General features: G+C 71.0%; 12 protein-coding genes. 2 read left to right on the forward strand and 10 right to left on the reverse strand.

Features of this window, described 5'->3' with window-relative positions; all coding sequences use genetic code 11:
- A partial coding sequence (locus MMB92_RS34100; RefSeq protein WP_277563235.1) for a TRAP transporter small permease occupies positions 1-539 on the forward strand: 539 nt, incomplete at its 5' end.
- Between the two features lie 4 nt (positions 540-543).
- The gene (locus tag MMB92_RS34105) at positions 544-1,896 is read left to right on the forward strand and encodes a TRAP transporter large permease (RefSeq protein WP_006482542.1); all 1,353 of its coding nucleotides are present in this window, start codon (positions 544-546) and stop codon (positions 1,894-1,896) included.
- Between the two features lie 109 nt (positions 1,897-2,005).
- On the opposite strand, the gene MMB92_RS34110 is transcribed toward MMB92_RS34105, so the two are convergent.
- The 10 genes from MMB92_RS34110 to MMB92_RS34155 form a co-directional block, all read right to left on the reverse strand.
- Complete coding sequence (locus MMB92_RS34110) at positions 2,006-2,248, reverse strand: hypothetical protein (RefSeq protein WP_006482540.1); 243 nt, start codon at positions 2,246-2,248, stop codon at positions 2,006-2,008.
- A 32-nt stretch (positions 2,249-2,280) separates the two neighbouring features.
- Positions 2,281-3,699, reverse strand: coding sequence for an FAD-binding oxidoreductase (locus tag MMB92_RS34115; RefSeq protein WP_277563236.1), 1,419 nt, complete (start codon positions 3,697-3,699; stop codon positions 2,281-2,283).
- Positions 3,700-3,701: 2 nt separating this feature from the next.
- Positions 3,702-4,244 (reverse strand): hypothetical protein, encoded by a 543-nt coding sequence (locus tag MMB92_RS34120; protein ID WP_006491295.1) that lies wholly within the window; start codon positions 4,242-4,244, stop codon positions 3,702-3,704.
- Between the two features lie 37 nt (positions 4,245-4,281).
- Positions 4,282-5,361, reverse strand: coding sequence for an ABC transporter permease (locus tag MMB92_RS34125; RefSeq protein WP_006497999.1), 1,080 nt, complete (start codon positions 5,359-5,361; stop codon positions 4,282-4,284).
- Positions 5,354-6,367: an ATP-binding cassette domain-containing protein gene (locus tag MMB92_RS34130; RefSeq protein WP_006498000.1), complete on the reverse strand. Its 1,014-nt coding sequence runs from the start codon at positions 6,365-6,367 to the stop codon at positions 5,354-5,356. Before MMB92_RS34130 ends, MMB92_RS34125 begins: the two co-directional genes overlap by 8 nt.
- Positions 6,368-6,378: 11 nt before the next feature.
- On the reverse strand, positions 6,379-7,452 hold the full coding sequence (locus MMB92_RS34135) for a TauD/TfdA family dioxygenase (RefSeq protein WP_034203955.1): 1,074 nt from the start codon (positions 7,450-7,452) through the stop codon (positions 6,379-6,381).
- Positions 7,453-7,455: 3 nt separating this feature from the next.
- Positions 7,456-8,118, reverse strand: coding sequence for a class I SAM-dependent methyltransferase (locus MMB92_RS34140; RefSeq protein ID WP_006498002.1), 663 nt, complete (start codon positions 8,116-8,118; stop codon positions 7,456-7,458).
- Positions 8,119-8,147: 29 nt separating this feature from the next.
- Positions 8,148-9,392 (reverse strand): citrate/2-methylcitrate synthase, encoded by a 1,245-nt coding sequence (locus MMB92_RS34145; RefSeq protein WP_277563237.1) that lies wholly within the window; start codon positions 9,390-9,392, stop codon positions 8,148-8,150.
- Position 9,393: 1 nt separating this feature from the next.
- Positions 9,394-11,244 carry an acyl-CoA dehydrogenase gene (locus MMB92_RS34150; RefSeq protein WP_062911501.1) on the reverse strand — a complete coding sequence of 617 codons (1,851 nt, stop codon included), beginning with the start codon at positions 11,242-11,244 and terminating at the stop codon, positions 9,394-9,396.
- The coding region (locus tag MMB92_RS34155; protein ID WP_277563238.1) for a hypothetical protein at positions 11,244-12,114 on the reverse strand (871 nt) is incomplete at its 5' end. The genes MMB92_RS34155 and MMB92_RS34150, both read right to left, overlap by 1 nt.

Raw genomic sequence — 12,114 nt, forward strand, 5'->3', positions numbered from 1 at the left:
CCGCGGGCGCGTCGGCCGCCGCCCCCGACGGCGCGGCGCCGGCGCGGCCGCACGCCGCGCCGCTGCTGCGCTGCGTGAACGACGTGCTGTTCCGCGTGCTGGCGGGAATCGCTTCAGCATGCCTCGCGGTACTCACGGTGCTGGTGTTCTATGCGGTCGTGATGCGCTACGTGTTCGAGAATGCGCCGGATTTCGTCGAGCCGATCGCGCTGTTGCTCGTGATCGTGATCGCGATGTTCGGCGCGGCGATGAAGGTGCGCGACGGCGGCCATATCGGCCTCGATTCGCTGGTGCGCCGGCTGTCGCCGAAGGCGCGCACGGTCGTCATCGCGATCCAGCACCTGAGCCTGATCGCGTTCGCGATCATGATCATGATCGGCTGCGGCAGCATGGCCGCCGAGACGATGGGCGACCGCATCCCGATCATCGGGCTGCCCGAAGGCGTGCGCTACCTGATCACGATGCCCGCGGCGGTTGCGATCATCTTCTTCTCGCTCGAGCACCTGCTCGCGCTTCGTCGTACTTCGTCGGGACAATAACGCCATGGAACTCGCGATCCTGTCCGTCAGTTTTCTGATCTTCCTCGTGCTCGGCGTGCCCGTGTCGTTCGCGCTCGGCATTGCGTGCGTGCTCACCTACCTGGTCGAAGGCCTGCCGATCGCGACCGCGATGCAGGCGATGATCTCGGGGATGAACGCGTTCTCGTTCCTCGCGGTGCCGTTCTTCATCTTTTCCGGCGAACTGATGCTGCACGGCGGCATCGCGGACCGGATCCTGCGCTTCGCGCAGGCGACCGTCGGCCACTTCCGCGGCGGCCTCGGGATGGCGAACGTCGTCGCATGCACGCTGTTCGGCGGCGTGTCGGGCTCGCCGACCGCCGATACGTCGGCGATGGGCGGCGTGGTGATTCCGCTGATGAAGCGCGAAGGCTACAGCGCCGCGTACGCGGTCAACGTGACCACGCACGCGTCGCTCGCCGGCGCGCTGATGCCGACGTCGACCAACATGATCATCTACGCGTTCGCCGCGCAGGGCATCACCGGGATGCTGCACGGCCAGCCGGTGAGCGGCGTGTCGATCGGCGACCTGCTGTTCTCGGGCCTCCTGCCGGTGTTGTGGGTGATGGGCTTCGTGCTCGCCGCCGCGTACTGGCAGGCCGTGCGTCACGGCTATCCGCGCCGCGAGGACGGCTCGTCCGCGCTGCCGCGGTTTCCCGGCTGGTATGCGGTGCTGCGCAGCTTCGTCGGCGCGGTGCCCGGGCTGATGGTGATCGCGATCATCCTCGTGTGCGTCGCGAAGGGCATCGCCACCGCGACCGAGGCGGCCGCGATCGCCGTCGTGTACTCGCTCGTGTTAACCGCGGTGGTCTACCGGACGCTGACGGCCGAGAAGCTGCGCCGCGCGCTGTCGCATGCGGCGCGCACGACGGGCGTCGTGCTGCTGCTGATCGCGGTGTCCAACATGCTGCGCTTCCAGATGTCGTACCTGGAGATCCCGGATGCGATCGAAGGGCTGCTGAAGCAGTCGACCGCCGCGCCGTGGCTGATGCTGCTGTACATCAACATCATCCAGGTGTTCCTCGGCACGTTCGTCGACATGGCCGCGCACATCCTGATCACGACGCCGCTGTTCCTGCCGATCGCGATGGCGTGCGGCGTCGGCCCGGTGCAGTTCGGGATCATGCTGCTGCTGAACTGCTCGCTCGGCCTCGTGCATCCGCCGATCGGGTCGGTGCAGTTCGTCGGCTGCGCGATCGGCAACGTATCGATCGGCGAGACCACGAAAATGGCGTGGCCGTACTACCTTGCGATCTTCAGCGCGATCAACATCGTCACGTACATGCCGTTCTTCTCGACGTGGCTGCCGAGCCTGATCAGCGGGCACGCGGTGTTCTGATTGCGTTGCGCGTTGCGCGTTTCGCCCGTCGCGGCGCCGGACGACCGAGGTGGTCCGGCGCCGCGGTTGCATGCGCGGCGCGCTTGCCGGGCCGTCGCGAGCCGGCTGCTCAATCCTGCCGTCCATCCGGTTCGAGGTCGCGAGCGATCGACCGTTCGTCGCGCCAGTCCGCCAGTTCGCGCCACAGCGCCGGGCGCGCATGGTCGCGCGGCGGCAACGGGATCACGCAGGCGACGCCCCGCACGTTGACCACCACGCCCGAGTCGGGCAGCGTGGCCGGGATGCCCGAGGACGAAGGATCGGCGTCGGGTTCGGAAGGCGTGCCCGGGCCGGGCGGGTGTCGAAACATCATGCGAAATCTCCGTGGCGCCGTGAAGCGGCGCATCAGTAACGGACCCGCCCGACCAGCCCGAGCGGATCGATCGCATGCTGGACGGCGCCGGCGAGTTGCCGGTGCGCGGCCGGCACGTGCTTGCGGTAGTACGCGATATTGACCGGCCCGACGCCATGTTCCGCGCTGAAGCAGCCGCCCGCGCGCACGACGCGGTCGTACAGCGCGCCGCGCAACGCCACCTGCTGCAGCGGCCCGTAGCGTTCTGCTTCGGTATGCGGAATCGATACGACGAGATGGCAGCCGCCGTCGCCGAAATGCCCGAACGCATGGCAGCGCAGCGCCGGATGCGCGGCGGCGAGCCATTGCTCGGCGTCGGCGACGAATCCGGCCAGCGCGCCGCGCGGGAACGACACGTCGAACGACAGCGGCACGCCGTCCTGCGCGACCGCGACCGGCAATGCGTCGCGAATCCGCCAGAACCGTTCCGCCGGCGCACACGCCGCGTCGAGCACCCGCCGTTCGCTTGCGAGCGCGTCGAGCGTCGCGACCGTGCGTTCCTCGAGCAGCGCATCGAGCCCCGGCATGCCGGTCGCGATCTCGACGAGCGCGTAGCACGCGGCAGCGCTCGCGTCGAACGGCGCGCGCAACGCGGGAAACGCGGCGGCGACGCAACCGACCGCCGCCGCCGACATGAATTCGAACGCCGACAGCATCTCGCCGAACGCGCGTTCGAATGCGAGCAGGCCGGCGAGCGCCGCGTCGTACGACGCGAACGCGACGAACGCCGCGCACGACGACCGCTCGAGCGGCGCGAGCGCGAACGACACGGCCGTCACGAGCCCGTTCGCGCCATTCGCGCCGATGAAACACTGCGCGACGTCGAAGCCCGCGTTGCGCTTGCGCAGCGGCGCGAGCGCGTCGATCACGGTGCCGGCTTCATCCGCAAGCACCACTTCGATGCCGAGCACGTGACGGCGCACGTCGCCGTACTTGATCAGGCGGCTGCCGCCCGCGTTCGCGCCGACGAGGCCGCCGGCCGCCGGATCGCTGCCGAGATCGATCGGCACGCAGAGCCCGGCTTCGCCCGCCATGCGATTGATGTCGGACAGCCGCATGCCGGCGTCGACGGTGATGCTGCGATTCGAAGGATCGAACCCGCGAACGGCGCGCATCCGCTCGAACGACACCACGCATTGCGTGCCGCTGCGATCGGGCACGGCGGCGCCGACGAGCCCGGTGCGCGCGCCCTGGGCGACGAGCACGATCCGGTGCGCGACGGCGACGCGGACGAGCGCGCGCACGTCGGCGGTCGACGCCGGCCGCGCGACGCCGAGCGGCACGCCGCCGTATCGCGCGACGTCGGTCGCATACGGCTCGCAGGCCGCGCCGTCGAGCCAGCCGTCGCCGAGTGCCGCGGCGAGCGCGTGCCGCTGCGCGGCGTGGGCTGCGTGTGCGGGCAGCGCGTTCATCGTCAGCTTGCCCGCGCGAGCTGCTTGCGCAGCCGGCCGCGCACGACGACCAGCGCGATCAGCGGCACGACGCCGCCCCACAGCGGGCTGTGGCGCATCGTGATCGACACCGCGAGCGCGACGACGGTGACGGCGAGCAGCACGAGCGACAGCGAACGCGCGCGCGCATGGTCGACGAACGTGCCGTCGACGAAGCCGCCGTCCGACCACGCGGTATGCACGATGCCGACCACCAGCACGCAGACGAGCATCGCGGCCGGCCCGAGTTCCTCGCCCCACAGACGGCTACCTGTCGGCGAGACGAGCGCGAGCACCGCACCGATCACGAGGAACAGGTCGACGCCGAGCGCGATGCTGTTGCGTTCCGCGCGGCGCATCAGCCACGCGCCGTGCACGAGCGCGAGCACGCCGCCGATCAGGAACGCGTGGGTCCAGCGCAGGTCCGGCTGCTCGGGGCCGAGCCGGCCGTAGAACAGGAACACGATCGCCGGCAGGAAATTGCTCGCGTGCAGCAGGTAGCCGGTTATGGGATGGTTCGATTTCATCGATGATTCTCCTTCGTCGAAACAGCGGGGCGACGCGTCAAGCGTCGTGCCAGCGGAACAGCCGCACGGCGGCGAACAGGAACAGCGCGGTGCACGCGGTCATGCCGAGCAGTTGCGGCGCGAGCTGCGCGTACGGCGCGCCGTCGACCAGCGCGCCGCGCAGCGCGACTGCGAACTGGTTGGTCGGCAGGAACGCGAGCCCGGCCTTCAGCCACGCGGGCGCGTCGTGCATCGGGATCGTCAGGTCGCTGAAGAACAGCAGCGGGTAGTAGGTGACGTTGCATGCGAGTTCGGCCGCGGCGAGCGAGCGGGCGCGGCTCGCCAGCAGCACGCCGATGCTCAGCACCATCGCCGCGCCGAGCAGCACGATCGGCAACGCGCGCAGCCCGTCCGGCGTCGCGATCGGCAGCGCGATGCCGAACGCGACGCGCGCGACCGTCAGCAGCACGAGCGCCGACAGCGCCATCATCGCCATCCGCGCGACGATCAGCGCGGCGAGGAACACGCCGCGCGACACCGGAAAGCACACGTACAGCTTGAACGTATTGCGCTCGCGCAGCGCGGCGATCGCGGTGGTCGTCGAATTGAGGCCGATCGCCATGAACGCCATCACGAGGATGCCGGTCGCGAAGAACGCGCCGTAGTCGAACGGCCGGCGCGTCGGCGCGGCATTCTCGAAGCGCGCCTGTGCGGCCGGCAGCCCGAGCCGCTGCGCGGCGCAGCGCGCAAGCGCGATCTCGACGACCCGCGATGCGGCCTTCACCGCGAGCGGGCCGTTGAAGTCGTAGCGGATCGTCGCCGGCGTGCGCTCGTCGGCGCCGAGCACGACGGTCACGCGATCGGCCGGCGCGCCGCGGCCGCCGAAGGTCGCCTTCACCGTGTCGCTGTGCGACAGGCTGGCGACGATCTGCGCTTCGCATGCGCGGCTGTACGGCGTTGCGCCGCCGGGCACGTCGAACGCGATGTCGGCCGTGCCGAGCGAGCCCGAGCCGCCGAACGCGAACAGCATCACGCTCAGCAGAAACACCGGGAACACGAGCGTCCAGAATAGCGACGAGCGGCTGCGCAGATAGCCGAGCAACTCGTTGCGCACGAGGATCAGGAACACCTTAGTCATGGGTCGGGCCCTCGGTGCACAGGCGCAGCAGGTCGCCCGGCGTGCTCGGCGCGAGCGCCAGATGCTGGATGCCGCGTTCGCCGACGATCCGGTGCACGTTCGGATGCAGCGTCGCGTCGCCGAACGCCTCGACCACGTGCGCGGCCGACACGCGCACGCCGGTCACGCCGGGCAGCGCCGCGAGCCGCTTGCGCAGCGCGCGCGCATCGGCTTCGTCGCGGCAATGCAGCACCGCGCGCGCGTCGCCGACGAGCTCGGCGCGCAGCGTGTCCCGGTCGCCCTGGTAGCGCACGCCGCCGTCGCGCACCCAGACGAGATCGTCGACCACGCTCAGTTCTTCCTCGGAATGGCAGATCATCGCGACGCTCGTGCCGCTTGCGCGGTGGCGCAGCAGATCGATCACGACGCCCGCATAGCGGCGGTCGAGGCCCGTGAACGGCTCGTCGAGCACGGCCAGCTCGGGCCGGTGCGCGAGCGCGACGTACAGGTCGACGCGCTGGCGCTGCCCCTTCGACAGCGCGCGGCACGGCTTGTCGAGCAGTTCGGCGACGCCGAGCGCGTCGGCGATCGCCGCATCGGTGTGTGCGTACATCGCGCGGTGCAGCGCGACGATCTCGGATACACGCAGATGATCGGGATACTCGACCTTCTGCAATTGCGCGCCGAGCCGCTGTAGCGACCGCGAATCGCGCATGAAGCGTTCGGCCGGCACGTCGAGCACGCGCACGTCGCTGCCGCCGCGCCGGAAGCCGAGCAGCGTTTCGAGCAGTGTGGTCTTGCCCGAGCCGTTCGGCCCGACGATCGCGGTGATCGCGCCGAGCCGGAAGCGCACGTGGCGCGCGGACAAGCGGAAATCGCCGGCCGCGACGTCGATCGCGCGCGCGCCGAGCGCCGCGCCCGGCGCATGCGCGTCGGGCCGCGGCGGCGTGCCCGCGCGCTGCGGTCGATCGAACGCGGGGGACGGGCCGAACATCGCGCGCACGGACGCAAGAAACGAAACGCTCATCGTCGGCATCCTCAGTCGAACAGCATGACCTGCGTGTCGCGCGCGCCCCGGTACGGGTTGCGGCCGTGCGCGACCAGCATGTTGTCGACGACGAGCACGTCGCCGGCCTGCCACGGGAACGCGAATTCCTCGTCGTCGAGCGCGTCGTAGATCGCCACCAGATCGTCGAACGGCATCGGCGCGCCGTCGCCGTAGCGGATCTCGTACGGGAACGCGGCGCGCGCGCCGTACATGCGCTGCAGGTAGCGATAGCTGAGCTCGCCCATCGAGCGCGGGTTCGGGTGCTGCGCGCTCGCCTGGTTGAACCACACCGTCTCGCCGGTACGCGGATGCGTGCGCAGCGCGCTGCCGACGTGCGACACGGTCACGCTGCCGTCGTCGAGCCAGCGGCAGCCGACGCCGCGTTCCGCGCACAGCCGCTCGACTTCGTCGCGCTCGGTCGTCCCGAATGCGTCGTCCCACGGCCGGTGGTACGCGGCGAACGGCAGGTTCGGGTTCGCGGCGAGACTGTCCACGCGGTCGCCCGGCGCCGCGAAATTGCGCAGGTACATCACGCCGCGTTCGGCGAATCGTTCGCGCAGCGCGGCCGGCACGCGCGCGGTCACGCGCCGCATGTCGCAGATCGGCGTCTCGCCGCCGGCTTCCGCCGGCAGCCGGCAGTAGAACGCGACGAGGCGCGGAAACGCGGGCATGTAGGCCATTTCCTGATGCAGCCCGATCCTGAACGGCGGCGGCATGCGGGTCGACTCGTAGACCTGGCCGTCGATCTGCCGGCGCGGCGCGGCGCCGGCCGTGTAGCCGTTCGCGTGCGGCGGATACAGCGCGCCGAGGCGGCCGAACGCGGCGGTGTCGGGCACCGCGAAGCCGCGCCACAGCAGCGCGCCGCATGCGTCGAGCAGCGTGTCGATCGTGTCGAGCCGCGAGCGGTACCAGGCGACGAACATCTCCGGCGACGTCGCGAGTTCGGCGCTGCGCGGCGTCACGCACAGCGGCAGCGTCGCGCCGGGCGCGACCGCCGCGCAGTGCACGTCGTCGGCGCCGAGGCGCGCGGCGGCATGCGCGGCGAGGAAGGCAAGATCGGTCATCGCTCAGGCCAGCGCCGGTTTCTTCAGCAGGATTTCGAAGCCGAGCGCGCCGAGCCCCATGCTCGGGCTGTAGATCGACGCAACTTCGGCCAGACCGGCCTCGGCGACGAGCGCATGTGCTTCGTCGAGCGTGATCTTTTCCTCGACGTGGGTCGGCGGATAGTCGGCGGCCGCGCGCATCGCGGTGAAGCGGTCGAGCAGGTGCTGCGGCGCGTCGCGGCGCATGTCGTGCACGAGCGCGATGCCGCCCGGCGCCAGCACGCGGTACATCTCGGTCAGGCTGAGCGCCTTGTTCGGCAGGTGATGCAGCGTCGCGCGGCCGACCGCCATCGTCAGCGTGCCGTCGTCGAACGGCAGCGCGAGCGCGTCGCCGACGCGCATCTCGATCGTGTCGTCGAGCCCGAGTTCGTGGATGCGCGGGCGGCCTTCGTCGAGCATCGCCGGATCGAGGTCGATGCCGACGTAGCGCCAGCCGCGCATCGCCGGATCGGTCGCGAGCCGCACCGGCACGACGCCGGTGGCCGTGCCGATGTCGGCGATCGTGCCGGCCGTCATCCCGCGCGCCAGCTGGCGGATGCGGCTGATGAACAGCAGGTCCCACGGTTCGAGCGTTTCGGTGGCGAAGCGATCGTAGTCGTTCGCCGGGCGCAGGTTCTTGAGCAGCATGACGTTCCTTGTGCGAAAAGGGTGAGGGTTCACAGCCAGCCGACCGGCACGGCGGCCAGGAGCCGCCGCGCGGTCGCGCTGTTGACGCCGAACGCCGGGCGGCGGCGCCGTTCCACCGCATGCGCGGCCATCGCCGCGATGCGCGCGCCGAGTCCGACGCCGACGCCCCACGACGGCGCGGCGACACCGAGTTCGAGCAGCGTCGCGGCGGTCAGGAAATCGATGTTCGGCCGCAGCGCGCGGCGCGCATCGGCCTGTGCGCAGCACGCGTCGAACAGCGTCACGTAGCCGCCGTCGAAGCCGCATGCGACGAACCGGCCGCGCATGTGCGGCGGACGCGGATCGGCGACGAACAGCGGATGGCCGAAGCCGTACAGCGTGCGTTTCGCGTCGAGCGCCGCATCGATCGCCGCGCGGCCGGCCGCGTCGAGCGCGGCGGCCGGCGCGCCGGCGCCGCCCGGTATGGATCGCGCGAGTGTCGTGAGCCACTGCATCGCTTCGAGCGCCGCCCCGACGTGCGACGGCCCGCTCGCGAGGAAGCCGGACGCGATCGCCTGCGTCAGCGTGACGCCGGTGCCGATCGCGACGCGCGGCGCGAGCACGGTCGGCGTGATGTAGCCGAAGCCGGCGTGCCACGCGACGAGCAGCATGTCCATCGCCGCTTGTGCCGGCGAGTCGTGGCGTGTCGCGCCGGTCAGCACGAGCATGCGTTGCGCGTGCGTCTGCGCTGCATCGAGCGCGGTGCCGCCGCGGGCGTGCGGGCCGGCGGCGAACGGCCGCCCGTCGATCGCCGCATGCAGCAGGAACGGCGCGGCGGCCGCGCACAGCAGCATCGTGTCGAGATCGGCATCGTCCGGCGCCGGGCCGCGCACGCGGTCGGTCACGTCGTCGAGGCCGCGCAGCAGGCCGGACGCGGCCGCGAACACCGGCGCGACGCCGGCCGCACCGAGCTCGGCTGCGATCGACTGCGCGACCGAGCCCGGCGCGAGCGCGTCGGCGAACGCCGCGAGCCGCGCACCGATCGTCGCCTCGTGCGTGCGGTGGTCCGCGCGGCCGGGCGCGACGTCGAACCACAGATGCGCGAGCGCGCCTTCGAACGTCGTCGCGCCGATCAGCGCGTTCAGGTCGAGATCGCGCACGCGGAGCGCTTCGGGGTCGAGCGTCGCGCCGTCGATGTCGGTGCCGCGATGGCGCGTCGTCGGCCGGCCGAGCAGGTTGCGCGGCGCATCGCCGGTCTTCGCGGCGGGGACGCTGGAGTCGAGTGTCGTATCCATGTCATTCCACCGCGGCGAGTTCGTCGCTGCTGACGCTGATCGCCGCGTGCGCCATCGCGGCGATCACGGCCGCGTGCTGGTCGACGACGGGCAGCACGTTTGCGAAGTAGTAGCGCGCGCTTTTCAGCTTGCCGCGATAGAACGCGAGTTCGGCCGGTGCATCGGCCGTCTCCGGCGCATCGAGCCGGCGCGCGGCGATCGTCGCCGATTCGAGCAGCACCCACGCCGACGTGACCACGCCGAACATCTCCAGGAAGCGCGTGTAGAACTGGCTGCTGCGATGCGTGTGGCCGTCCTGCACGTCGCGCGCGATGTCGTCGAGCGCGGTGGCGATGCGGTCGGCGCCCGCGCGCAGCGCATCGAACAGCGGCCGCAATTCCGCATGCGTGGCGGTGTGATGCTGCTGCGCGAGGAACGCGTCGAGTTCGTCGCGGTAGTACTGGATCAGCCGCGAATGACGGCCGAAGCCGAGCTTGTCGCGCACGAGATCCTGCGCCTGGATGTAGTTCGTGCCTTCCCAGATCGACAGGATTTTCACGTCGCGCGCGTTCTGCTCGACGGGGCTCGCATCGGTATAGCCGAGCCCGCCGTGCACCTGGATCGCCGTTTCGCAGATGCGCCACGCCTGGTCGGAGATGAACGCCTTGCAGATCGGCGTCAGCAGCAGTTGCAGCTTGCGATGGCGTTCGATCTCCGCCGGGTCGGCGTCGGGCGTCGCCTCGAGCATCGCCGCGCGCGTCGCGGTCGCCGCGAGCTTGCCAAGCAGGCCGCGGCAGCCGTCGACGCGGCTTTTCATGTCGACCAGCATGCGCTGCACGTCCGCGTGCTCGACGATCGCGACGCGCGCGGCATTGGTGTTCGACGCGCGCTCGATCGGCCGGCCCTGCAGCCGGCGGCCCGCATACTCGACCGCGTGCAGGTACGCGCTCGACGCGACGCCGACGCCGAACATCCCGGTGCTCATCCGCGCCTGGTTCATCAGCGGCATCAGCTGCAGCAGGCCGACGTTGCGCCGGCCGCCGAGCAGCCAGCCTTTCGTCGTGCCGTTCGCGCCGAATACCAGATGCGTGTTCGCGCAGCCCTTCAGCCCCATCTTGCGCGGCAGGCCGATGCAGTCGACATGGTTCGGCTGCAGCTCGCCGGTTTCGTCGTCGGGCCAGAAGCGCGGCACGACGAGGCACGACAGCGAGAACGAATCCGGCGACGCGGTATCGATGCGCCCGAGCACGAAATACAGCGTGTTCTCCGTCAGCTCGTGCATGCCGGCCGAGATGTAGACCTTCTCGCCGTCGATCGCGTACACGTCGCGTTCGAGCGGCGTCGCGCGCAGCGCCACGGCGGTGAGGTCGGTGCCGGCCTGCGGTTCGGTCGCGCAGAAGCACGCGTCCCAGCGGTACGCTTCGAGCGGCGCGATCAGCGCCTTCTGGTGCGGCGTGCCATGCATCTGCAGCAGCTTGATCGCGGGGCGCGTGAAGCCGCCGTAGGTCATGAACGACGGATTCGCGCCCATGAACATCTCGTAGATCATCTGCGTGACGATCGGCGGCAGCCCGTGCGCGGTGCCGAACAGCGTGTTCGACCATTCGTCACGAAAGCGCGCCCACAGCGCGTGGAAATGCGACGGAATCCGGACCTGGCCGTCGTCGAGCAGCGTGCAGCCCTCGACGTCGGCCTGCTGATAGCTGCGGCCGAGGTCGAGCGCGAAGTCGCGCGCGCGTTCGAGCAGCGCGTCGATCGATGCACGATCGTGCGTGCCGTACAGGCCGTGCTCCGCCAGGAACCGCTTGTCGGCCTCGAACAGTTCCCACAGAAAGAAGCGCAGCTCGCGCAGGCTCACCTTGTATGCGCTCATCATGCATCTCCTTCGATGTCGAGCGCGGCGTCGAGGCCGCCGGCCAGGTCGACCACGGCGGCGGCGGCCCCGCCATGCAGCGCCGCGTCCCAGACGAGCACCGTGCGGCGCTCGCCTTCGTCGAGCGCGCCCGCGAGCCGGATCAGCGCGGCGGCCGATTCGGCCGACGACAGATGGCCCGTGCCGTCGTGCTGGATGCGCGCGGCGACCGGAATCGACGCGGCGTCGGCCACACGCGCCGCGAAACCGGGATCGAAGCCGGGCGGCACGCACCAGTCGATCTGGTTCGCGCGCAAGTTCGCCTGCTCGAGCGCGCGGCGGATCGCTCGGGCCGCGACCGGCGCGAGCGTGTCGCGCAGCGCGGCCGGCGCATCGGCCCACGGATCCGTGACCGACGGCCCGAATTCGAGCGCGACGGCGCGCACGCCGCCCCACGCAGCCGGCTCCGGCGCGGGGCCGGCGCGCGATACGAGCAATGCGGCGGCCGCGTCGCCGTAGCCGACCAGGTCGCCGAACTGGCGGAAGAACGGGTAGAGCCACTTGTCGCTGAGGATCACGAGCGCCTGGTCGCCCTCGTCGAGCAGCCCGTCGAGCAGCATCAGCGCCGAATACCAGCCGAGCGTGCCGTTCTGGCCGAGCGCGAACGGCGTCACGCGCTGCAGCCCGAGTTCGTACTGCATGCGGCCGACGACCGAGTCGCCGATCCCTTCGTTGAGCGCGCAACTCGCGACGATCACGTGCGTCGTGCGCGCCAGCGCGCCGGAGCCGAGCTGGTCGCGCAGGTCGAGCGCCGCATCGGCGGCGAGGTCGGCGAGGCTGCGCCCCGGCGGCGCGACGCGCAGCGCGGGCCGCCCGCCGGGCGCGAGGCGC

It is taken from the genome of Burkholderia sp. IO2, from assembly GCF_029522185.1.
GTDB lineage: Bacteria > Pseudomonadota > Gammaproteobacteria > Burkholderiales > Burkholderiaceae > Burkholderia > Burkholderia cenocepacia.